A 22,950-nucleotide genomic window follows, 5' to 3' on the forward strand; every position below is an offset into this window, starting at 1 on the left:
GTTCAGGTGCCGTACGCCCGTCTCACGTGCCGTCGATCAGCCGGACGGCGAGGTCGGGGCTGAACTGGCCCGCGGGCACGGTCGGTGCGACCCCGCACTGCCCGTCGGAGTTGCCCGGTGTCTTGACCCACAGCAGCAGGTCCTCGGCGCCGCCCACCCGTGGGGTGACGCCGAGTTTCCGTCCTGCGGGGTTGCACCACTCGCCGTTGGAGCCGTTGCCGTTGCGGCTGGTGTCGACGACGAAGTGGGAGGTGTTGCCGAGCGCCGAGTTGATGGACTTGCCGTAGGTCTCGGATGAGGGGGTGGTGTAGAAGTTCGAGACGTTCAGGGAGAAGCCGCGGATGTTGGCCACGCCGGCCGACCTCAGGCGGCTCGCCATGGTCGCCGGGTCGACCCAGTTGGTGTGTCCCGCGTCCAGGTAGGCCCAGGTGTTGGGGGCCTTCTGCTGGAACATCTGGGTGGCGTAGGAGAGCATCGCGAGGCGGTCGCTGATCTGTGCGCTGGTCAGGCAGCTGAAGTCCGACAGGGCGTCCGGCTCGATGACGACGACGGCGGGGTGGGTGCCGACCGCCGCCGCGAAGGTCGAGATCCAGGTGCGGTAGGCCGCCACGCTGCCCGCGCCGCCGGACGACTCGCCGCCGCACGCGTCCCGGCCCGGGATGTCGTACGCGACGAGCACCGGCAGTTTGTCGTGGCTGTCGGCGGCGCCGACGTAGCTGGACACGGCCGGTCCGATGCCCGCGCTCTCGTTGGCGAACCAGCGGGCGATCGGCTGGGACGCGATGGCCGACTGGATGCGGGCGGCGCGGGAGTCGGAGGGGTTGGTGCGGACCCAGACGGCCGGGCCGGAGTCGGGGTTGGAGTAGAAGCCGCTCGTCAGGGAGACCGGGTCGGCGGCTGCGGCCGTACCGGCGGCGAGGAGCGGGACCGGGGCAACCAGCAGGCAGATCAGGGCAGTTCGGAGGGTGACGGTCTTGAGTGAGGCGGTTCCCGGAGGGATGGTTTTGAGCAGGGCTTTCCAGCGCATGGTGCGTCCCTATCTCTTGGGGCGGGGCTGCCGCGGGCCCCTCGGCTCGGCTCCCGCCCGCGCTCGTCCAGGCGTGGGCGGGGCCACGGCGGTGCCGTACGTTCAGACTCAGCGCGCGGCGTCGGCGGCGAAGGTCGCCACCCAGGCCAGCGCGGAGTTCCAGTTGATGGCGACCTCGTTGGTCGAGTACGAGTAGATGTCGTCGATGTAGCAGGTGGCGGGGGCGCAGCCGACCAGGTTCTGCTGCGCGACCGGGTCCTGGAGGGCCGAGTCGGGGCCGCCGGCCAGTGAACCGGCAGGCGGGTTCGGCAGGTTGGGGTCGATCTGGTGGGCCCAGATGCGGTTGTGCTGGTTGTGGCTGGCCTGCGTGCCGTAGCCGGTGACGAAGGACTGGTTCAGGGCGTTGCGGCCGAGGAGGTAGTCCATCGACTCCAGGACGGCGCTGCGGTAGCTGTCCCGGCGGGTGAGGTCGTAGGCGGTCGCGATGACCAGGGCGTTGTTCGCGGTGACGCTGTTGGAGCCCCAGACGTAGGCGCCGTCGGTGGGCAGGTTGGGGTTGGGGTAACCCTGCGAGCGTTCGTCGCGCACGAAGCCGTCGGCGACGGCGAGGACCCGCTTGCGGGCGGCGGCGACCATGCGGGCGGGGAAGCGGCCCGGCAGCCGGACGACGGTGAGGTCGGCCAGCGCGCCGGTGTCCCGCCAGGAGAAACCGGCCGGGGTGATCTCCGTGTCGATGCGGGACAGATAGGCGCGGTCGTGCGTGGTGGCGTACAACTCCGTTGCCGCCCAGGAGAATTCGTCGGTCACGTCCGTGTCGGCGTACGCTCCGCCGCCGACGCTGTCGTCGCCCGGCGCGTACACGTCGGGGTGGGCGAGCGCGGCCTTCCAGGCCGTCTCGGCGGCGGTCAGGCACCGGTGCGCGAAGGCCGCGTCGTAGCGGGCCCACACCCGGGCGCACTGGGCGCCCGCGGCGGCCAGGTTGAGGGTCGCGGCCGTGGACGGGGCGTGCAGGTAACGGGGTTGGGAGTCCTGGTCGGGCCGGGTGGGCAGGGCGGTCCAGGCCAGGTCGTGGACCTTGTGGTGGACCATCCCGGCCAGCGGTTCACCCGCCGGGACCTGCATGCTCAGCAGGAACTCCGTCTCCCAGCGGGACTCGTCGAGTACGTCCGGGACGCCGTTGTGGTTCTCCGGGATGCTGAGCAGCCCGTCGCGCAGGCCGACGACGTCGCCCTGGGCGCGGGAGCGTTCGTAGGAGTCCATCAACTGCCATGCCGCGAGGGCCCCGTTGACGACGTACTTGCCCTGGTCGCCCGCGTCGTACCAACCACCTTGGACGTCAAGGGAGTAGTCGCACGTGCCGGGCAGGCAGGGCACGGCGGTGTCGCCCTTGTTGGGTGCCACGCCGATGTGCCCGGCGGGCCGGGCGTAGGCCGCGCCCGCGTACCGCGAGTCGATGGGCGTGCCGCTGCGGACGTCGTAGAAATAGCCCAACGAGTCTTTGCTCAGGGCCTGGTAGGGGTTCTCCGCGATGGCGAACGGATGGCTGGTGGCGTCCCCGACCACGAGCGTGTAGCCCGTGCCGGCCCGGCGCACCGAGCTGAAGTCGGCGATGTGGACGTGGTCGCCGGAGGCGGCGTCCGTCCCCTGGACGTGGGTGCGGCCCGACGTCACGACGGCGCCCGAGGCGTTCAGCAGGTGCCAACTGACCGGTTTTGTCGCGGCGTTGACGATGGACGCCTTCTTCGGGCCGTGGACCGCGTAGCCGTACTGGTTCGTCCGCACCGGAGAGCCGAAGTCGCGTCCGCCGCCCGGGGGGACCGCGCCGCCGGTGAGGGAGACGTCGTCGAGGCAGAGGGTGAACGGCTGGGCGGCGCCGCCCTGTTGGAAGGAGAGCTGGGCGTGCAGGTCGGCGGCGGTGGAGTCGCCGGTGAACTGGAAGGTCTTCGGTGTGGTGGTGAGCGCGGCGGTCTTGTTGAGGGTGGTCGTGAACGGGGCGGCGGGCAGCTGCAGTACGGCGTGGATCGACACGTCCCGGGTGGCGGAGGCCGTGAAGCGCAGGGTGTACGGCTGGCCGGCCTCCAGCGGGATGTCGTTCTGGCCGATCATCGAGTCCCAGACGTTGACCGTCCCGGCGGGGACGTCGGCGCACAGGCGGCCCGAGGCGACGGTGGACGGGGTGTTTCCGCTGCTCCACCACGAGGTCTTGCCGTTGTCGAACGTGCCGTTGAGGACGCGTTCGTAGGGCGCGTCCGAGGCGTGCGCGGACGCCACGGGAAGCGCGGAGTCCACGGGCGTCGCGGCCAGGGTGGCGAGGGTCAGGGCGGACGCGAGGAAGGCCGCGCCCCATCCGGTCCTGCGGAATCTGGTCGTACGGAGTCTGGTCCTGCGGAACATACCGAGCCCTTCTCGGTGACAGGGTCGGCTCGATGCGGCGTCAGTGCCAGATGGTGAGCGGGGCCGACAAAGCTGTCAAGTCTTCACACACAGAAGCCTTTTCCTCGTCCGGACCCTTCACAGAGTGAACGTCCCCCTCCTACTCTGCGACTGTAAGCGCTTCCAGTTTCGACTGGCGGCATCGCACAGGAACCGGCCGAGCTGTGGCGTCACCCCAGTTCCCTCCCAGGTCAGCACCAAGCTCACAGGTCGAGGACGAGGACACTCCGGTTGTCATCGCTCTCGGATTCCGTCCGTACGAACGGGAGTCGCCCCACATGACCACACGGCCGCCGACGCTCGACGAGGTGGCGCTGCGCGCCGGGGTGTCCGTCGGCACCGTCTCGCGGGTGATCAACAACCGCCGGCACGTCAGCCAGAAGGCGCGGCAGGCGGTGGAGAGCGCGGTGGCGGAGCTGGGTTATGTGCCGAACGTGGCGGCCCGTTCGCTCGCCTCGCAGCGGCGCGGTGCGGTGGTGCTGGCGATCTCCAGCGACGATCCGGCGCTGTTCGCCAACCTGTTCTTCGCGGAGGTCATCACCGGGGTGAACGCGGTGATGGAGGAGACCGACCTCGAACTGCTGCTGATCCTGGCCGCCGGCGAGCGGGGCCGGGCCCGTCTCACCCGCGTCCTGCAGTCCCGGGGCGCGGACGGCGTCATGCTGCTGGCCCTGCGCGAGAACGATCCGCTGGCGAAGGTCGCCGAGGCGGGGAACGTACCCGTCGTGCACGGAGGCCGCCCCCTCGACAAGGCGCCGCGCTGGTACGTCGACGCCGACAACCGGGGCGGCGCCCGCGAGGCCGTGGAGTACCTGATATCGACCGGTCGCCGTGCCATCGGCACCGTCACCGGGCCGCTCGACATGCACGCGGGCGTCTCCCGCTACCTGGGCTTCCGCGAGGCGGTCGCGCTGGCCGACCTGGCCGACCACCGTGTGGCGCACGCCGACTTCAGCGAGCTGGGCGGCGCCACGGCGACGGCCCGCCTCCTCGACGAGCACCCGGACCTGGACGCGCTGTTCGTCGCCTCGGACGCCATGGCGGCGGGCGCCCTGCACGTCCTGCGCGAGCGCGGCCGGTCCGTCCCCGGGGACGTCGCGGTGGTCGGGTTCAACGACATCCTCACGGCCCGGCACACCCGGCCCGCCCTGACGACGATCCGCCAGCCCATCGTCGCCCTCGGCAGCGAGATGACCCGGATGCTGGTGCGCGTCCTGGCAGGTGAGGAGCCGACGCCTCTCATCCTGCCGACGGAGCTGGTGATCAGGGAGTCCGCGTGACACGGCGGCCCGGCCCGTCCGGCCCCTCGCACATTCGGTAAGGCGCACGCCAACAGCCGTACAACTTATCCCCAACAACAAGTGTCTCGTAGGGCAACAACACTTGTCCCGGGGGGGATGTTTTGATCAAGGTCAGCGTCGTCGTACCCATTTACAACGCCGGTTCCTACATCGACCGTTGCGCACCGTCGCTCGTCAACCAGAGCCTGGGGGCCGACGCTTACGAGGTCGTGTACGTCGACGACGGATCGACGGACGACTCCGCGGAGCGGCTGGACAGGCTGGCCGAGGCGCATCCGCATGTGCGGGTGTTCCGGCAGGAGAACTCGGGCTGGCCGGGCAAGCCGCGGAACGTGGGGGTGGACCGGGCCGAGGGGAAGTACGTCCAATTCGTCGACCAGGACGACGAGTTGTCGTACGAGGCATTGGAGCGGCTGTACGCCCTGGCGGAGCGCAATGGTTCGGACATCGTGCTGGGCAAGGTGCACGGGACGATGCAGGGGCCCAGCAATGTGTTCAAGCGGACGGTCGAGCGGTGCACGGTCGCCGACGCGCCGCTCATCGAGAGCCTGACGCCGCACAAGATGTTCCGCCGTGAGTTCCTGCGCGAGCACGGGATCCGCTTCCCCGAGGGGCGGGTCAGGCTGGAGGACCAGCTGTTCATGGCGCGCACCTACGTACGGGCCAAGACCGTGTCGATCCTCGGCAACTACCCCTGCTACCAATGGAATCGGCGTGAGGACGGCGGCAACAACAGCAGTCGCCGGATCACGGCCGACGACTACTACGGCCACCTGGACAAGGTCGTGGAGGCGATCAAGGAGGGCACCCCGCCGGGCGACCTCCAGGACCGGTTGCTGCGCCGCTCGTACCGGGTGGAGCTGCTGCGGCCGGTGAGCGAACCGCGCATACTGCGGCGCACCGGCAAGGACCTGGAGGAGTACTTCACCACCGTCCGCCGGATGGCGATGACCAGCTATCCGCCGGGTGTGAGCGAAGGACTCCCGGCGATCAGCCGGCTGCGCTCGGAGCTGCTCGTCCAGGACCGGCTGGACTCCCTGGTCGAACTCGCCCGCCGCACCGAGCGGATCAGGGCCCGGGTCGAGGTCGACGACATGCGCTGGCGCAACGACAAGCTGGTGATCCGCACCCGCGTCGGCATGGTCCGGGGCGACGGCGAGCCGCTGACCCTCGTGGAGCGCGACGGCCGGATGTTCCTCGACCCCCAACTCCTCGACGGCATAAGGGGAGCGGAGAACTGGGAGGTCCCCGACCCCTTCTCGCACGCGTACGGGGAACTCATCGTGCACGACACGGCCGACAACCACTGGTGGTACCCCGACGGGGAGTTGACCCCGGCGCTGGAATCCCTCGGCGGAAACGTCCACCGCGTCGTGGTCACCGGCGAGACGGTCATGGACCCGCTGACCCTCACCGGTGACGCGCCGATGGGCCCCGGCGCGTATCAAGTCTGGGCCAGCGTCCAGCTGTTGGGCGTCGGCAGGCGTCCCCGGCTGGCCGTCGCCCCGGGCAGCACCCGCATCCTCCTCGGCACCATCGCCGTGGGCGCACCGCCACGTCTCGTCTCCCCCACCTGGGCCGGGCCGGGCGGCCAACTCCGGCTCGCCGTGGGCGAAACCGGCCGGATCGGCACCACCCGCCGCGTCCTGCTCCGCACCACCGCCGACCACCGGCTACGGCACGGCGTCCGCGAGGTGCTGCGGCGGCTGCCTCCCGGTGCCCGCAAGAACATCCGCGCCACGGCGCGACGGGCGGAGGGGTGGATGCTGGGGTAGCGGGAATCGCGATCGGGGGCCCGGAACCGGAGGACCGGATCGGGGGGCGGGGCCGGGGCCCATGCGGTTGCTCATACGCCATGCCGCCCCAACCACCTTTACACAGACGGGACTTGTGGCTGCAGGGCCGCTGCCGCGTCGAGGTCCGACCCCGCGTCCTCGGTCAGCTCGGCGGCGGCCCAGCGGGGGGGGCGGGCGGTGCGGTCCAGCCGCAGCCGGTTCAGGCTGCGCAGTACTCCGTCCCGTGAGTAGTCGGGGCGCCGGACCAGCGTGTCCGGCACGGCGAAGCCTCCTGCCGTCAGGTCGGATCCCGTGGGTGCCGGGTGGGGTTCCAACAGGCGGCCGACCTTGGTGGAGACGGCGAACTCCCCCCGCGGGCGGTGCGCGAGCGCAGCGCCGAGCAGCCGCTGAAAGAGGCCCGAATCCCAGCGTGCCGACCTGGATGCCGCTTCCACGGCCCTCCCCGCGTAGGGAAGGATCTGCTTCATCTGGCAGGCAGGACCCTAAGGATGGGATCCATTTCGCGCAACACCCAGTGAGATGTGCGTAGTTCATGACGTTTTACTGGCATCTGATCTGGCCTGCTGGCCGAAATCTGTCCGATCTCTTCCCAACTCACCACGGCGATGCCATATTGGCCCCGGAAATGAACCTGATTCATTTGGTGACGCAGGAGGGGACGCGCCTTGGGCGACTCAACACCGGCCTACCGGCCGGGATATGAACTGGTCGCGGAGCAACTGCTGGAGTACATCGCCCAGCAGAACCTGCGGCCCGGCGACCGCCTCCCCACCGAACAGGGCCTGGCCCAGATCCTGGGAGCGTCCCGCAACGTCACACGGGAGGCCGTGAAGGTCCTGGCCGCCATCGGCCGGCTGCAAGTGCGGCGGGGCGCCGGCATCTTCGTCGCCGCGTCGGTCGGCGGGCTGCTGGACGACGAGCTCTCGCACTTCCGGCCGACCGGCATGGAAGACGTCCGGATGCTGCTGGACTACCGCAAGGTGATCGAGTCGGAGACAGCGCGCCGTGCCGCCTCGCACGCCACCCCGATCGAGGTCCGGGCCATCCGGGAGAGCGCGGAGAGCTCCCTGACGGCGGCGACGATGCACGACGTGGACACCTTCGCCAAGGCGGACGCGGCCTTCCACGACGCGGTGGGCGTCGCCTCGCACAACGTGTTCCTGCGGGCGAGCGTCGCCGGTGTGCGGCGCCTGGCGGCCCAGTCCGACGTCCTGCTCTTCCACGGTGACGTGCCCGGATCGCTCGAGGTCGCCGCACACCAGCATGTGGACATAGCGGAGGCGGTCGCCGCGGGGGCGGCCGATCTCGCCGAGCAACTGATGGTGGAACACATCGCCACCACCCAGAGCCAGTTCGAGAGCAAGATTCGCGACCGGCTGTTCAGCCCCGGGGCCCAACCGCCCTCTCCGGAGACCCCGGCCTCGTAGGACCGGCCGGTCCCGCAGGTGCCGCGGCACGGCGAACGGACCGCCCGACGCCCTGCAAGTCCCGCTGGACGAGCGGGACTTGCAGGTATCAACCTCCCTCAGGCGATTGGATACGTGTGTCTCATCCGTCTGCGCGCAGGGGCGTCTTCGCGCCGCTGCGAAGAACTCTCACGGCCGCGTTCTCGCTGGCCGCGACGGCAGCCCTGCTCAACGCCGTGCCGGCCCAGGCGGCTCCCCCGTCGCCCGACCTGAATGTCTACGTCTCCCCGACCGGCCGGGACACCGGCTCCGGCACCGCCGCCCACCCCTTCAAGACCCTCGACCACGCACGGGACTACGTGCGCGACGTCAAGCAGAAGGCCAAGGGCGACATCCACGTCCGGCTCATGTCCGGCACCTACCAGCTCAGCCGTACGTTCGCCCTGACCTCGCGGGACTCCGGCCGCGACGGGCACAGGATCGTCTACGAGGCCGCACCCGGCGCGCATCCGGTGATCAGCGGCGGCAAGCAGGTCACCGGCTGGACCCCGGCCGACCCGGCGGGGAAGGTCTACAAGGCCAAGGTCGGCGCCATCGACACCCGCCAGCTCTATGTGAACGGCGAGTCCGAGACACGGGCGCGCAGCGACAAGAACCCCGCGGGCTTCAACCAGACGTCCACCGGCTACACGTTCACCGACCCCGCGCTCAACGCCTACAAGCGTCCTTCGGACCTGGAGGTCGTCAGCTCCTGGGGCTGGAAGCTGATGCGCTGCCCCGTGCAGTCGATCGCCGACTTCAAGATGACGATGCAGCAGCCCTGTTGGCACAACGCGCATCTCCAGCAGGGCCAGGAGATCCAGAACCCGACCTGGCTGGAGAACGCCCGCGAGCTGCTGGACACGCCCGGTGAGTGGTATCTCGACAAGGGTGCGGGCGAGCTCTACTACATGCCCAAGGCCGGCCAGGACCTCTCCACGGCGAACGTCACCGTGCCGCTCGTGCAGGACCTGGTGGATCTGAACGGCACCAAGTCGGCCCCCGTCAGCAACGTGTCGTTCCGGGGCATCACCTTCGCCGACTCCACCTGGCTGGCGCCCAGTTCGTCCGAGGGCCTCATCGAGGGCCAGGCCGGTTTCCGGATGGTCGGCAACGACCCCACCTTCGACGCGACCCGACTGAAGTGGCAGAAGACTCCGGGTGCCGTGAACGTCGGCCACGGCCACGGCATCGGCTTCGAGGGCAACACCTTCACCCAACTCGGCGCGGTCGGGCTCAACTTGGACACCGGCACCCAGGGCACCGACATCACCGGCAACGTCTTCCGCCAGATCGCCGCCACCGGCATCCAGATAGGCGGCGTCGGGGTGATCGACGCCCACCCCGACGACTCCCGGGACATCACCAGGAACACCACGGTGGCCAACAACGTGGTCACCAAGGTCGCCGACCAGTACAACGGCTCCGTCGGCATCCTGGCCGGCTACACCGACCGCACCACCATCACCCACAACAAGGTCTACGACCTGCCCTACACCGGCATCTCCGTCGGCTGGGGCTGGGGCCTCACCGACAAGGGCGGCGACACCAACTACCCGGGAAATCTGGGCGTTCCGATCTGGGACACCCCTACGACGAGCCGTGACACCCGGGTCACGGACAACGAGATCTACGACATCATGAAGTCGCAGGCCGACGGCGGCGCCATCTACACGCTGAGTTCCAACCCCGGCGGTGTGGTGTCCGGCAACTACATCCACGGCACGCCCCCGCCCGCGTACGGCGCGATCTACCACGACGAGGGCAGCCGGTACTGGACGAACACCGGCAACGCCCTGTGCGACATCGCCTACCAGTGGCTGTTCCTCAACCACGGCATGGACATCGACGCCACGGGCAACTTCACCACACAGCCCGCCTATTCGACCCAGGCCAACAGCACGGGCAGCACCATCACCGGCAACACCACGGTGGGTTCCTGCGACCAGCTCCCGGCCTCCATCGTCAACAACGCGGGCCTGCAGGCGAGTTACCGCCACCTCGACCCGGACCCCGCCGTCGCCGACCACCGGGCGCCCAGCAGGCCCGGCACCCCGAGCGCGGTCACGGACTTCCCGACGATCGCGGACCTCACCTGGCCCGCGTCCACCGACGACACCGCCGTCACCGGCTACTCCGTCTACCGCGACGGCAAGCTGGTGAGCGCCACGGGCACCGCCTCGGTGCGCCTCCCGGGCCTGACCGCCGGGAAGACGTACACCTTCCGCGTCACCGCCCGTGACGCCGCCGGCAACGAGTCCGCTCCCAGCGCGACCCTGCGCGTCACGATGCCCTCGGGCGGCGACCTCGCCCTCAAGAAGCCGGTGACCGCGTCGTCGTACTCGGAGGCCAACACCCCGGAGAAGGCGGTCGACGGAGACCTCTCCACCCGCTGGGCACAGGGCCTCGGCCTGCCGGACCCGTCCTGGATCCAGGTCGACCTCGGTGCGTCGTACGACGTGGACGGCGCGATCACGACCTTCGAGAAGGCGAGCGGCTACAAGTACCGCATCGAGGTGTCACCCGACGAGGTCCACTGGAAGACCCTCGCGGACCGCACCGCCGCGAACACCACGGCGGCGACCGACTACACCCACACGGACACCCCGGTCGCGGGCCGTTTCGTGCGGCTGACGGTCACCGGCTCCAGCTGGAACGGCGGTAGCATCTACGACTTCCAGGTCTACGGCACCCCGAGGACCGTCACGGACCACACGGCCCCGACCGCCCCCGGACAGCCCACGGTCAAGCCGCTGCTGCCCGGTCTGGTCGATGTCAGCTGGCCCGCGGCCACCGATGACACCGGCGTGACCAGCTACGTCGTCTACCAGGACGGCAAGCGGATCGCCGTCACCGACGCCACGACCCTGCGGGTCCCCGGCCTCACCGCCGACACGTCGTACTCCTTCACCGTCGTGGCCCGCGACGAGGCGCTGAACGCCTCGGCTCCCAGCAAAGCGGCCGTCGTCACCACGCCGGCCGACGACGACCTGGCCCTGAACAGGACGGCGACCGCGTCCTCCGAGTCCGACGGTCACGCCCCGGCGAAGGCGGTCGACGGCGATCTCTCGACCCGCTGGGCGCAGGGCCTGGGACTGCCCGACCCGTCCTGGATCCAGGTCGACCTGGGCAAGGACACCTCCGTCTCCGCCGTGGTCACCACCTTCGAGCTGACGAGCGGTTACAAGTACCGCCTGGAGTACTCGACCGACGGCCAGAGCTGGTCGACGTTCGAGGACCACACCGCCGCGAGCACCACGACGCAGACCGACTACGCCTTCGCCGGCAGCCCCGTCACCGCTCGCTACCTGCGCCTGACCGTCACCGGTTCCGGCGGCAACGGCGGCAGCGTCTACGGGCTCCAGGCGTACGGCGGCTTCTGAACCCGTCGCCGCCGAGCACGTGGCTTCCGAGCCGAAACCTTTCTCCCTACAGAAGACGAAAGCCAGGATGAAGATCACCCATGTCGAAGTGCACCGGATCGACGTTCCGGCAGCCAGTCCGCCCTTCCGCTGGCGCGACGGGCTGAGCGGAAGCGCTCCGGCGGGCGACGGCGCGGTCCTGCGCATCGGGACGGACGAAGGCGTCGAGGGCGTGGCGCTGTTCGCCCGCCCGGGCGCCCACTCCACCCTGCGGGACCTGGTGGACCGGGTCTTCCGCGCGGAACTGCTCGGAGCCGACCCGTTCCAGCGGGAGTGGCTGTGGCACCGGGTGTGGGAGCTGGACCGTATCCACGAACTCCCGCTCCCCACCCTGGGCCTCATCGACATCGCCCTGTGGGACCTGGCCGGCCGCTACCACGGCGAACCGGTCTGGCGCCTGCTCGGCGGTTTCCGGGACGCCATCCCGGCCTACGCCTCCACCTCGACGTTCTCCAGTACGGCGGAGTTCCTCGACGTGGCGGACCAGTGTCTGGCGCTGGGGTACCGCGGGATCAAGCTGCACGCGTGGGGCGACGCCCGCCGTGACGCGGACCTGTGCCTGGCCCTGCGTGCGCACGTCGGTCCCGACGTCCCCCTGATGTACGACGGCTCGGCGGGCTTCGACCTGCCCGACGCGATACGGCTCGGGCGGGCGCTCTCCGAGGCCGACTACCTCTGGTACGAGGAGCCGATCCGCGAGTTCAGCATCGCGGCCTATCAGCGCCTCGCCGAGACCGTGGACGTACCGCTCCTGGTGGCCGAGACCTCCGACGGTGCGCACATGAACGCGGCGGACTTCATCCGGTCCGGTGCCGCCACCTTCGGCGTCCGGGCCGGCACCACCCTCCGGGGCGGTGTCACCGGCGCCATGCGCACCGCGCATCTGGCCGACGCCTACCGGCTGCGGGCCGAGGTGCACGGTTCGGACATTCCCAACCACCACCTGTGCATGGCCATCTCCAACACCACCTACTACGAGTCCCTGGTGACCTCGGTGAACGTCGTCCGTGAGCGCCATGTGGACGCCCAGGGCCTGGTGCACGCCCCCGTGGGGCCCGGCATAGCCCTCCCCCTCGACTTCGGCTACGGCGACGAGCTCCTGCCGTACGTCGAGCAACCGCACTGAGCGACGCAAGAACAGAAAGGCAAGGCAAGACGATGGAGTCTTCCCGATCTCCGAGATCAGGACGGCGGCACTCGCTGCTCCGCGCGGCGGCCGTCACGCTGTCCCTGGCCACCGCGGCCGCCCTGGCGGGCTGCGCCAGCGCCGACACCACCACCCAGTCCTCCTCCTCGGCCCGGCCGGCGTTCAAGCCGGCCGCGCAGAAGGACGGTTCACAGATCACGGTGTGGGCCGACTCGACCCGGCTGCCGTCGGTGCAGGCGTACCAGAAGGCGCACCCGGACGTGAAGATGAAGATCGTCACGTACGACGGCGGGGCCGACGGATCGACGTACCTCCAGTCGAAGGTGCAGCTGTTCGACCGGACCGGCAGCGGCTGGCCCGACGTGGTGTTCGGCACGCCGACGGACGTCACCTGGGCATCGCAGGCCACCAAGCCGGGCGCGCAGCCGTTCGCCGCTCCGCTCGACGACAAGCTCGTCCCGCGGAGCACGCTGGGCGGCTTCGCCAAGGGCTCTCTGACGCCCTGTCAATTCGGCGGCCACACCTACTGCATGCGCAACGACATCGCGCAGGTCGTCCTCTGGTACAACAAGTCCCTGATGGACAAGTGGGGTTACCAGGTCCCCACCACATGGCAGCAGTACGAGGCACTCGGCACGAAGGTCGCCAAGGAGCACCCCGGCTACCTCGTCGGCTCGGTCGGTGACACCAACTCCCATGAGTCGTACTTCTGGTCGGGCCAGTGCCCCGCGTTCAGCCTGACGAAGCCGGACACCCTGCGCACCGACCTCCAGGACCTGAAGTGCACCCGGATGGCGACCCTGCTGGACCACCTGATCAGCGCCAAGGCGATCGCCACGCAGGGCTTCTTCAGCCAGGGCTTCGCCAAGGACAGCGGCAGCAAGGTCCTGATGGCGTACGGCCCTTCCTGGTACGGCCAGTACCTCTTCAAGGCCGGCTTCAAGACACCGGCCAAGCAGATAGCGGCGGCACCTCCGCTGACCTGGCAGGGGGAGAGCACGGCTGCCACCGGCAATGTGGGCGGCGGTGTGTGGATGGTGTCCTCGCACAGCGCCAACCTCAAGGCGTCCACGGACCTGGTCACCTGGCTGACCACCTCCGACGCCAACCAGGCCGCCGCGCCCACCTACCCGGCCTACACCCAGGCCGCGAAGGCGTGGCTGGCGAACCCCGCGAACAAGGACTACTTCGCCGATGACGTGAGCGGGCCGTTCGAGCAGGCCGCGAACGAGGTGTGGACCGGCTGGTCGAACACCCGGTTCTCGGACTCCACCGCCTGGTCCAGCGTCGTCCTCCCCGCCCTGACCGCCGGGAAGAGCCTGAGCGAGACCCTGCCGGCCTGGCAGCGGGAGATCGCCGACGAGGCCAGGAGCCAGGGCTACAAGGTGGTCGGTCAGTGACCCTGCTGGAGACCGAGCGCGTCACCGTCTCCCCCGTGCGCCGCCGCACCACACCGCGGCGCACGGGCCGGGGGCGCGCGGGCTACTACTTCGTCGCCGGGTACGCGCTGCTGCTGCTCGCGTTCGGCGTCTTCCCCACCGGATACGCCTTCTACCTCTCGCTCACCAACGACCGGGGCCAGTTCACCGGACTCAACCAGTTCGTGAAGGTCGTCCAGGACTACCGCTTCGCCCCGGCCTTCACGCACATGCTGATCTATCTCGTCATGTGGCTGGTGACGCTCGTCGTCGTGGTCGTGCTGACCGCCGTGGTCCTGCGCGGCCGGGTGCGTCCCGGTACGTCGGCGCTCTTCCGGTTCCTCTACTACATCCCCGGCGCCCTCGCCGGAGTGGCGAGCGTCCTGGTCTGGCTGTTCATGCTGGACCCGGACGTCAGCCCTGTCTCGTGGCTGCTCGACGCCATGGGGATGAAGACGTTCGCCGCCGTCCTGGCGCCGGGCAACCTGCCGCTGATCCTCATGCTGATCGCCTTCTGGACCGGCGCCGGCGGCTGGATGGTCGTGATGTACGGGGCGTTGAACAACATCCCCGACGAGGTGCTGGAAGCCGCCCGTATGGACGGTGCGGGCCCGTGGCGCACCGCCTGGCACATCCAGATCCCCATGATCAGGCAGTGGATCGTCTACATGGCGATCATGGCCTTCGCGACGGGCACCCAGCTGTTCGTCGAGCCCCAACTCCTCCAGACCGCCAGCCTCGGCAGGGTGAGCCCCACCTGGTCACCGAACCAACTGGCCTACGTCTACGCCTTCCAGCAGGGCGACTTCAACGGCGCCGCCGCCATCTCCGTCGTCCTCCTCGCCGTGGGTCTCGTCGCCGCCGGTCTCCTGGTCGCGCGCTCGAACCTGTTCACGTTGGACGAGAAATGACACAGACGACGCTCTTCCTCACGGCCATGAGGCGACGGGTCCGCCCGTCAAGGACCCTTCCCTTCCTGGTCGTTGGCCTGCTCCTCGCCTTTCTCCTGGTGTTCTTCGTGCTGCCGGTGCTCTGGCTGCTGCTGGCCCCGTCGAAGACCGCGGGCGAAGTGGTGCGGGACAACCCGCTCTCCTTCGGCTCCTTCCACCACATAGGCACGGCCTGGCGGCACTTGTTCGCCTTCCAGGACGGCGCCATGTCGAGGTGGCTGCTCAACTCGGCCGTCTACTCCGGCGGTTCACTCGTCCTGACGCTGGCCGTCAGCGTCCCGGCCGGCTACGCGCTGGCGCTGACGAAGTTCCGGGGCCGCAAGACGCTCCTCGTGATCACCCTGGTCACCATGATCATGCCGCAGGCCACCCTGGTGCTGCCGATCTTCCTGGAGCTCAACCGCTTCCATCTGATCGGCACCGTCTGGTCGGTGATACTCCCCTTCTCCTTCTATCCGTTCGGCGTGTATCTGGTCTACATCTACTTCGGGAGCAGCCTCCCCAGGGACCTGCTGTCCGCCGCGCGCATCGACGGCTGCACCGAGTGGCAGCTCTTCGCACGCATCGCGCTGCCGCTCGCCAAACCGGTGGTCGGACTGGTCGCGTTCTTCAGCTTCGTGGGCAACTGGAACAACTTCTTCCTGCCGTATCTCGTGCTGCCGAACAGCGAGCAGTTCCCCGTCCAGGTGGGCCTGAACCAACTCCTCACCTCCACACCGTCGTTCAACCCCGTCGCCGGCGCCGGACTGAACATCACCATCCCCGAACTCGCCCTGGCCATCCTCATCGCCATTCTGCCCGTGCTGGTGCTCTTCCTCTTCTCGCAGCGCACCCTGGTGTCCGGGATGCTCGCCGGATCGAGCAAGGAATGAGCGCCGCCCCCGCCCGCAGAGGAGACCGCGTGTACCGGCTCGATCCGCGCTACGCCCCCGCCCCGCAGGCCGCCCTCCACACCGGATGGCAGGCGGTCGCCTCCCAACTCCCCGACGGCCCGGCGGTGTTGGCCGTCGAGGGCCCCCCGTCCGTCGACTGGACCCTCCTCGCCGACCGCCTCACCCACGAGCTGACCGAACGCGGCATCCCCGTCACCCTGCTCGACATCCGTAGCCACTACGCACAACCGGCGCTCGTCAGAAGCCGTACCGAACGACTCGCGGACGCCGACGACCCCTACTTCCGCAAGCTCGCCGACAACGCCCTCGACGACCTCTTCGAGACCCTCCCGGTACCCACGCCACCCCAGGCCGGACTGCTCCTCGTCCTCGGCCCCGGCGCCGCCCTCGTGGAGCACGACCTGCTCTGGTACGCCGATGTCCCCAAGCGGTACGCGGAGGCCGCCGTCGGCGCGGGCGAGGTGGGCGCCAACCTCGGACTGCCGGACGACAAACCCGACTTCAGGCGCCTGTTCTACATCGACTGGCCGATGCTCGACCGTCACCGCGACGCGCTCGCCCACCGCCTCGACGCCTGGCTCGACCTGCAACACCCCGACCACCCCGCGTGGATCGACGGAGCGTGCCTGCGCGCCACGTTCACCGCACTGGCCCACCAACCGGTGCGCACCCGCCCGTACTTCAACTCCACACCCTGGGGCGGTCATTGGGCGCAGCGCGAGCTCGGCTTCAACCCCGACTCCCCGAACACGGCGCTGGGTTACGAGCTGATCGCGCCCGAGGCCGGCGTCCTCATCGGCACCGGCCCTGAGGCTCAGGCCGAGGTGCCGTTCCAACTCCTGTGCGTGCTGGAGCCGTTGAGCGTGCTGGGGGCGGAGGCGTATGCCCGCTTCGGCACGTCCTTCCCGATCCGCTTCGACTACCTGGACACCGTCGGCGGCGGCAGCCTCTCCGTGCACTGCCACCCCAAGGAGTCGTACATGCGCGAGCGTTTCGGCTGGGACTACACCCAGCACGAGACGTACTACCTGACCCGCGGCGGCACCGACACCAAGGTGTTCCTCGGCCTGCGCGAGGACGCCGACGTGGACGTCTTCCGCAAGGAGGTGGAGCGGGCCGTCACCGACGGAGTCCCCCTGGACCCCGAGGACCACGTCCTCGCCTTCCCCGCCGAACAGGGCCAGTTGTTCATGATCCCGGCGGGCACCCCGCACGCGAGCGGCGCGGGCAACCTCGTACTGGAGATCAGCGCCACCCCCTATCTCTACAGCCTGAGGTTCTACGACTGGCTGCGTCCCGGCACCGACGGCAACCCGCGGCCCCTCCCCTACGAGCACGGGTTCGCCAACCTGGAGACCGGATGGCGCGGGAAGGCGGTGGCCCGCGACCTGGTCCAGGAACCACGCACCCTGCGCGAGGGCACCGGCTGGCGGGAGGAGGTCATCGGCGCGCTGGCCGAGATGTTCTACGAGGTCAGGAGATTCGTGCTGGACGCCGGGGCCGAGGCGGCCGACGACACACAGGGCCGGTTCCACATCCTGAACGTGGTGGAGGGCGAAGGCGTCACCGTGCACACGGCCGCCGGACACCGCCACGAACTGGCCTACGCGGAGACGCTCACCGTGCCCGCGTCGGTCGGCGCGTACACCCTGCGAGCGGCGGCCGGTGGCGGCCCGGTGCGTGTCGTGAAGGCGCTGGTCCGTTGATCCCTGTCCTGGAGATCGGCGGCACCCATGTCACCGCGGCGCTCGTCGACCCGCTCGACGGACGGGTCTCCGGCCGCACGCGCACGCCGCTCGACGCGGACGGCGATGCCGAGACCTTCCTCGGGACGCTCCGCCGCTGCGCCGACGGACTGCCGGTGCCGCCCGGCGCACGGTGGGGCGTGGCGGTGCCCGGGCCGTTCGACTACGCGAAGGGCGTCGCCCTCTTCAAGGACGTGGGGAAGTTCGACGCCTTGTACGGGATGGACGTGCGAGCGGCACTCCTGCACGGACTGCGGCAGCGCCCCGGCGACGTCGTGTTCCTCAACGACGCCCATGCCTTCCTCACCGGCGAGTGGTCCACCGGCACCGTTCGCGGGCACCGCCGCGCCGTCGGCATCACGCTCGGCACGGGTGTCGGCTCGGCGTTCCTCGCCGACGGCCGCATCCGCGACCACGGTCCCGGCATACCGCCCGAGGGCCGCATGGACCTCACCGAGATCGCCGGCCGCCCCCTGGAGGACACGGTCTCCCGCCGCGCGATCCTCACCCGCTACGGCGACCCCGCCGCCGATGTCCACGATATCGCCGGACGGGCCAGAGCGGGCGAAGAGCGGGCCCGACGGATACTGGCCGACGTCTTCACCGCACTGGGCGTCGAACTGGCCCCGCGCCTGGCGGACTTCGGCGCGACAGCCCTGGTCGTCGGAGGCTCCATGACCCGCTCCTGGGACCTCGTCGCCCCCGCACTGTCAGCCGGTCTCGCGACCGGCGGCTGGCCACCGGACGACCCACGCGTCCGCACGCTGAAAGCCGCCGGCTCCGCGGGAGACGCGGCACTGGTGGGCGCGGCCCACGCGACGTTGACGCGGACCTCAGCCGGGGCCCCGGCCGGTCCCCGGGAATGACTCGGGGTCGCTGCACCGGCTGAACCTCCGGCGCGAGTGTTGCGTATCCATTCCACAGGGACAGCTCCGGTCTCTGCCACGGGATGCGAGGAGAGCACCATGCCGACACCGCCCGCGTCCGGCGCACCGGACGATCGCACCGCGCTGGAGCCGGTCCGCGTGCTGCGCCCGCGCAACACCGACGCGCTGGCCCAGTTGCTCGACGAGATACGCCAGGACGAGAACTACCGGACCCACGCGGCCGTGACCGTACCCGTCCCGCCCCCTCCGAGCGACGCCGAGACGGCGGAACTCCCGCCCGTCCCCGGCGGGAGGCCCGAGACACCCGCCGCATCCGACGGCAACGCCCGTCCGCCGCGCCGCGCGGCCCTGGTGATCGCGGTCGCCGTGGCGGCAGTCGCCGGGTTCGGCTGCTCCCTCCTGATCCCCGGCCCCACCGAGGCCACTCGGGGCGCACCGTCCACAGCGGCGACTCCTTCGGCGCGCGTGTCGGCCGCCCCGTCGTCGGTGGCCACGAGCGGAGCCGACGAACTGACCAACCCCGGCTTCGAGTCGGGCAGCGTCTCGCCGTGGAACTGCGCCGGCCACCCGGGCTCCCTCGTCGCCTCCCCCGTCCACGCGGGCGCCAAAGCCCTTCAGGGGACGGTGAGTTCGAGTGCCACCGGGCAGTGCGACCAGACCGTCGCGGTACGGCCGGACACCACCTACTCACTCAGCGGCTGGGTCCGCGGCTCCAACGTCTACCTGGGCGTGGACGGTTCCACCTCCACCTGGGCCACTTCCCCCACCGCCTACACCCGGCTGACCGTCTCCTTCACCACAGGCCCGACCCAGACCGACGCGACCGTCTACGTACACGGCTGGTATGCCCAGGGCAGCTACTACGCGGACGACATCACCCTCAAGTGATCCCGCAGAAAGGGGTGAGGGGCGGTTCCGGATTCCTCCGGAACCGCCCCTCACCCTGCGACTCCATAGAGTCGGGACGACAGGATTTGAACCTGCGACCCCTTGACCCCCAGTCAAGTGCGCTACCAAGCTGCGCCACGTCCCGCTCGCGCCGCACCCGGTCGGCCGGGTGAACGCGCAGGTAAACCCTACCGCATACGGCGGGTCACTTCGGCGGCGTCGGGGTGTCGTGGGTGCGGTACATCGCCTGGATGTCCAACTCCAGCTGGACGGTGGGGCCCACGACGGCGATGCCCCGGGCGAGCATGCTGCGCCAGTTCAACGTGTAGTCCTCGCGGTGGAGTTCCGCCGTGGCGAGGGCGGCGCAGCGGAGTTCCTCGGCGTAGCCCCCGTTGACCGTGCCGAGGTATGTGGTGTCGAGGTTCACCGAGCGGCTCACGCCGTGCATCGTCAGGGAGCCCTGGAGCGTCCACTTGCTGCCGCCGCGGTAGGCGAACCGCGTGCTGGCGAAGTCGATGTACGGGTAGCGCTCCACGTCGAGGAAGTCACCGGAGCGCAGGTGGTTGTCCCGCGTGGTGTTGCCGGTGGTGATGCTGGACGCGTCGATGCGGACCTGGACCCGGGAGTCGGCGACGTCCTCGGCGATCTGGATCCCGCCCTGGAACCGCTCGAACCGGCCGTGCACATGGGCCATGCCGACATGCTTGGCGATGAAGCGGATCGCGGTGTGCGGCGGGTCGAAGAGCCAGGTGCCGGGCGGCGGGAGTTCCTGGGCGCGGCCGGGCTGGAGCCAGACGCGTTCCGCGGGTTCGGCGATCCCGGCGACGATCTCGACCGTCTCCTGGTGCGGCTGGAGTCCCTGCGCGGAGACGAGAAGGCTGTAGCGGCCGGGCGGCAGGGCCGCGAGGAAGAAGCCGTAGGGGTCGGTCGTGCCGGAGGCGGCGACGCGGTGCGAGTCCAGGGCCGTCACCGTCACGTCGGCGGAGGCCATGGGCGCGCCCACCGGGTCGACGATCTCCCGGCCGAGGCCGCCCGCGCCGGGCGGGAGGGGGAGCGAGAGGCCCGCCGCCGGGGCGGAGGCGCCTTGGGGTCGCCAGCGCCTGAGCAGTGCGAGGGCCATGGTGATCACCTTTCTTCACAGCAGTCGTACTCTGCCGATCTTGAAGGCTTGGGCCGCGTGACGGGTGTCTCGTAATGAGACACCCGTTACGGCCGTTCCGCCGCCGTTGCCTCGTAGCGGCTGACGATCGGCTCCAGGTAGTCCGCGTGCGGGCCCGCCAGGAGCGGGAGTTGGGACGCCGAGTGGATCAGGACGATGTCGTCCAGTTCCGGTTCGCGTCCCTGGGCCCGTTCCGCCGCCGCCATCGCCTCGAACCGCTCGCGCAGCCGCGCCTCCGGGAGGGCCGGGGCGCGGAACAGGACGCCGATGCCGCCATTTCCGGCGCGGGCCACGTTCCAGAGGGTGAGGTCGTCGGGCCGGGCGTCGATGCCGGTCTCCTCGATCAACTCCCGTGCCGCGTGCCGGTGCAGAGCCGCGAGCTCGAGGGGCGCGTCGCCCTCGGGCGGTTCGAGGGAGCCGCCCGGCAACTGCCAACGTCCCGGCGCCGCCGTGGAGTACGACATCCGGCCGACCAACAGGCTTCCCTCGTCGGTCGGTTGAAGGACGGAGACGAAGAACGAGGGCAGCCACGAGGTCGAGAACGGGACACGGCGCAGGGCGAAGTGCCGGTACGTCGTCCTGACCCAGGAGACCGTGAGTTCGTCCGGCCCCTCCTGCCGAGCGCCCGCGCACACCAGGACAGGTCCGTCGAAGAAGCTCGGGTTGGCCCGCACCTTCGCGTCCCACACGCGGTTCATGGCGAACCGCTCCTCGGGAGTGAGCCGAGGAGCGGCGGTCTCGACGAACCGGAGCCGGTGGACGTCCAGGAGTTCGGCGCGGGAGCCCCGCGCGCTCTCTTCGATCATCGGTTCATGCTGGCACACCGGCCGGGTCAGTTCAGGGCACCGGGAGCCATCACCGACGCCTCCTCCTCCGCCTTCAGGAGCGCCGAGCCGGAGCCGCCCACGGTCTTTCCTCCGCCACGGCCGGACCGTCGCGGCACCATGAGCGCGGCCAGCGCGGCGCCGAGGAGCAGCACCGCCAGCAGCGTGAACCCGTGGGTGTACCCGGAGCCGTAGGGCAGGCCCGAGGGCTGGAGGCGGCCGGTGACCAGGACGCTGGTCACGGCGGCGCCGATCGAGCCGCCGATGGTGCGGATGTTGGCGTTCATGCCGGTCGCGGCGCCGGTCTGCTCGGGCGGGACGCTGCCGACGATGAGGTTGGCCATGGAGGCGAAGGCGAGTCCGATGCCGAGGCCGAAGATGCCTGCCACCAGGGCGATCTGCCACTGCTGGTCGTGCCAGAGGGCGAGGATCGCGCAGGCGACCGCGCCGAGGGCGGCACCGGTGGTGAGCAGGGCCTTGGCGCCGACGACCGGTTCCAGGCGGCCGCTGAGCACGCCCGAGACGAACATCGCGAGCAGCATCGGGAGCATCAGCAGGCCGGACGCGGTGACGCTGGCGCCGAAGCCGTACCCGGCGGACGACGGGGTCTGGACGAAGCCCGGCAGGAAGGACCAGATCGCGTACATGCCCGCGCCGAACAGCAGCGCTGCGGTGTTGGTGGTCCACACGGAGGGCAGGCGCATCACCTTGAGGTCGATGAGCGGGCTGCTGGAGCGGGCCTCGGACAACAGCCAGGCCGCGAAGAGGACGACGGCCGCCGAGAACAGGCCGACGACCCGCACGGAGCCCCAGCCCCAGGTCCCGGCCTGGCTCAGCGGCAGCAGCAGGGCGACCAGCCAGCCCGAAAGGAGCACGGCGCCGAGCCAGTTGACGCGTCCGTCGGCCCGGCTGGGCGACTCGGGGACGTAGCGCACGGCGATGAGGGTGGTGACGGCGACGATGGCGACGGGGAACCAGAACAGCCAGCGGTAGTCGAGCGCGGTCACGATGGGACCCGCGGCCACCATGCCGACGCCACCGCCCGCGGCGATCACGGCGGACAGGTTGCTGATGCTGCCGGGGACTCGGGACGCGTCGAACTCGTCGCGGATGATGCCGAAGGACAGCGGGAACAGCGCGCCGCCGATGCCCTGGACGACCCGGGCGATGATCAGGACGCCGATGTTGGGCGCGAGCGCGGCGACCAGACAGCCGGCGAGCACGGCCAGCAGGACGGCGACGAGAGTGCGCTTCTTGCCGACGAGGTCGCCGACGCGGCCGAGTATCGGGGTGAAGACCGAGGCGGACAGCAGATAGGCCGTCATCACCCAGGTCGCGGTGGACTGGGAGGTGTGCAGCGCGTGCTGGACGGTCGGCAGGGCCGGCGCGATCAGCGACTGCAGCATGGAGAACACGCCGGCACCGGTCGCGAGGACCGCGAAGGTGAGGCGGGAGGACTTGCGGGGCATCGAGAGCCTCTCCGGAACAAGCGAACGGGGGTGCGCCCGCGCACGGTCATACGGCGGAACGCGCCCACACTGCTAAAGTGGAGGTACCCCTCCACCATAGCGGAGGCATACCTCCGGTTCAACCGAGCCCACCCCTGGGAGGCACC

Annotated in this window: 15 protein-coding genes, 1 tRNA gene and 2 pseudogenes; 11 read left to right on the forward strand and 7 right to left on the reverse strand. The window is 70.1% G+C overall.

Features of this window, described 5'->3' with window-relative positions:
* Positions 1-22 precede the first annotated feature (22 nt).
* Complete coding sequence (locus tag OHT77_RS06740) at positions 23-1,027, reverse strand: glycoside hydrolase family 6 protein (protein ID WP_328827095.1); 1,005 nt, start codon at positions 1,025-1,027, stop codon at positions 23-25.
* A 108-nt stretch (positions 1,028-1,135) separates the two neighbouring features.
* Positions 1,136-3,421, reverse strand: coding sequence for a glycoside hydrolase family 9 protein (locus OHT77_RS06745; RefSeq protein ID WP_328827096.1), 2,286 nt, complete (start codon positions 3,419-3,421; stop codon positions 1,136-1,138).
* 317 nt (positions 3,422-3,738) lie between these two features.
* Between OHT77_RS06745 and OHT77_RS06750 the strand changes: the two genes are divergently transcribed.
* On the forward strand, positions 3,739-4,740 hold the full coding sequence (locus OHT77_RS06750; protein ID WP_328827097.1) for a LacI family DNA-binding transcriptional regulator: 1,002 nt from the start codon (positions 3,739-3,741) through the stop codon (positions 4,738-4,740).
* 122 nt (positions 4,741-4,862) lie between these two features.
* Complete coding sequence (locus OHT77_RS06755; protein ID WP_328827098.1) at positions 4,863-6,536, forward strand: glycosyltransferase family 2 protein; 1,674 nt, start codon at positions 4,863-4,865, stop codon at positions 6,534-6,536.
* A gap of 203 nt (positions 6,537-6,739) precedes the next feature.
* Here OHT77_RS06755 and OHT77_RS06760 read toward each other — a convergent pair.
* A pseudogene (locus OHT77_RS06760) lies at positions 6,740-6,955 on the reverse strand (aldo/keto reductase); the annotation flags it as partial.
* A 267-nt stretch (positions 6,956-7,222) separates the two neighbouring features.
* Between OHT77_RS06760 and OHT77_RS06765 the strand changes: the two are divergent.
* From OHT77_RS06765 to OHT77_RS06805, 9 genes and pseudogenes are all read left to right on the forward strand, one after another.
* Entirely contained in the window at positions 7,223-7,984 is a 762-nt protein-coding gene (locus OHT77_RS06765) for a FadR/GntR family transcriptional regulator (protein WP_328827099.1), read from the forward strand.
* A gap of 386 nt (positions 7,985-8,370) precedes the next feature.
* Positions 8,371-11,385 (forward strand): discoidin domain-containing protein, encoded by a 3,015-nt coding sequence (locus tag OHT77_RS06770; RefSeq protein WP_328834170.1) that lies wholly within the window; start codon positions 8,371-8,373, stop codon positions 11,383-11,385.
* Positions 11,386-11,452: 67 nt separating this feature from the next.
* On the forward strand, positions 11,453-12,550 hold the full coding sequence (locus tag OHT77_RS06775) for an enolase C-terminal domain-like protein (RefSeq protein ID WP_328827100.1): 1,098 nt from the start codon (positions 11,453-11,455) through the stop codon (positions 12,548-12,550).
* A 32-nt stretch (positions 12,551-12,582) separates the two neighbouring features.
* Positions 12,583-13,971, forward strand: coding sequence for an ABC transporter substrate-binding protein (locus tag OHT77_RS06780; protein ID WP_328827101.1), 1,389 nt, complete (start codon positions 12,583-12,585; stop codon positions 13,969-13,971).
* Positions 13,968-14,900 carry a carbohydrate ABC transporter permease gene (locus OHT77_RS06785; RefSeq protein WP_328827102.1) on the forward strand — a complete coding sequence of 311 codons (933 nt, stop codon included), beginning with the start codon at positions 13,968-13,970 and terminating at the stop codon, positions 14,898-14,900. The genes OHT77_RS06780 and OHT77_RS06785 overlap by 4 nt, the downstream gene beginning before the upstream one ends.
* Entirely contained in the window at positions 14,897-15,811 is a 915-nt protein-coding gene (locus tag OHT77_RS06790; RefSeq protein ID WP_328827103.1) for a carbohydrate ABC transporter permease, read from the forward strand. The genes OHT77_RS06785 and OHT77_RS06790 overlap by 4 nt, the downstream gene beginning before the upstream one ends.
* 29 nt (positions 15,812-15,840) lie before the next feature.
* Entirely contained in the window at positions 15,841-17,538 is a 1,698-nt protein-coding gene (locus OHT77_RS06795; protein WP_328827105.1) for a class I mannose-6-phosphate isomerase, read from the forward strand.
* On the forward strand, positions 17,535-18,443 hold the full coding sequence (locus OHT77_RS06800) for an ROK family protein (RefSeq protein ID WP_328827106.1): 909 nt from the start codon (positions 17,535-17,537) through the stop codon (positions 18,441-18,443). The genes OHT77_RS06795 and OHT77_RS06800 overlap by 4 nt, the downstream gene beginning before the upstream one ends.
* 420 nt (positions 18,444-18,863) lie before the next feature.
* A pseudogene (locus OHT77_RS06805) lies at positions 18,864-19,346 on the forward strand (carbohydrate binding domain-containing protein); the annotation flags it as partial.
* Positions 19,347-19,423: 77 nt separating this feature from the next.
* On the opposite strand, the gene OHT77_RS06810 reads toward OHT77_RS06805, so the two are convergent.
* The 4 genes from OHT77_RS06810 to OHT77_RS06825 all read right to left on the reverse strand — a co-directional run bounded on the left by OHT77_RS06810 (position 19,424) and on the right by OHT77_RS06825 (position 22,804).
* Positions 19,424-19,497, reverse strand: a tRNA-Pro gene (locus tag OHT77_RS06810).
* A 60-nt stretch (positions 19,498-19,557) separates the two neighbouring features.
* Positions 19,558-20,472: a YceI family protein gene (locus OHT77_RS06815; protein WP_328827107.1), complete on the reverse strand. Its 915-nt coding sequence runs from the start codon at positions 20,470-20,472 to the stop codon at positions 19,558-19,560.
* Between the two features lie 86 nt (positions 20,473-20,558).
* Entirely contained in the window at positions 20,559-21,317 is a 759-nt protein-coding gene (locus tag OHT77_RS06820) for an NUDIX hydrolase (protein WP_328827108.1), read from the reverse strand.
* Between the two features lie 26 nt (positions 21,318-21,343).
* On the reverse strand, positions 21,344-22,804 hold the full coding sequence (locus tag OHT77_RS06825; RefSeq protein WP_328827110.1) for an MFS transporter: 1,461 nt from the start codon (positions 22,802-22,804) through the stop codon (positions 21,344-21,346).
* Between the last annotated feature and the right edge of the window lie 146 nt (positions 22,805-22,950).

The organism is Streptomyces sp. NBC_00252 (genome assembly GCF_036187565.1).
Classification (GTDB): Bacteria; Actinomycetota; Actinomycetes; order Streptomycetales; family Streptomycetaceae; genus Streptomyces.

Excerpts from the sequence above, each read along its gene's own strand:
- OHT77_RS06740 (WP_328827095.1), bottom strand. The coding sequence starts at position 1,027 with ATGCGCTGGAAAGCCCTGCTCAAAACCATCCCTCCGGGAACCGCCTCA.
- OHT77_RS06745 (WP_328827096.1), bottom strand. The coding sequence starts at position 3,421 with ATGTTCCGCAGGACCAGACTCCGTACGACCAGATTCCGCAGGACCGGA.
- OHT77_RS06750 (WP_328827097.1), top strand. The coding sequence starts at position 3,739 with ATGACCACACGGCCGCCGACGCTCGACGAGGTGGCGCTGCGCGCCGGG.
- OHT77_RS06770 (WP_328834170.1), top strand. The coding sequence starts at position 8,371 with ATGTCCGGCACCTACCAGCTCAGCCGTACGTTCGCCCTGACCTCGCGG.
- OHT77_RS06775 (WP_328827100.1), top strand. The coding sequence starts at position 11,453 with ATGAAGATCACCCATGTCGAAGTGCACCGGATCGACGTTCCGGCAGCC.
- OHT77_RS06780 (WP_328827101.1), top strand. The coding sequence starts at position 12,583 with ATGGAGTCTTCCCGATCTCCGAGATCAGGACGGCGGCACTCGCTGCTC.
- OHT77_RS06790 (WP_328827103.1), top strand. The coding sequence starts at position 14,897 with ATGACACAGACGACGCTCTTCCTCACGGCCATGAGGCGACGGGTCCGC.
- OHT77_RS06815 (WP_328827107.1), bottom strand. The coding sequence starts at position 20,472 with ATGGCCCTCGCACTGCTCAGGCGCTGGCGACCCCAAGGCGCCTCCGCC.
- OHT77_RS06820 (WP_328827108.1), bottom strand. The coding sequence starts at position 21,317 with ATGATCGAAGAGAGCGCGCGGGGCTCCCGCGCCGAACTCCTGGACGTC.
- OHT77_RS06825 (WP_328827110.1), bottom strand. The coding sequence starts at position 22,804 with ATGCCCCGCAAGTCCTCCCGCCTCACCTTCGCGGTCCTCGCGACCGGT.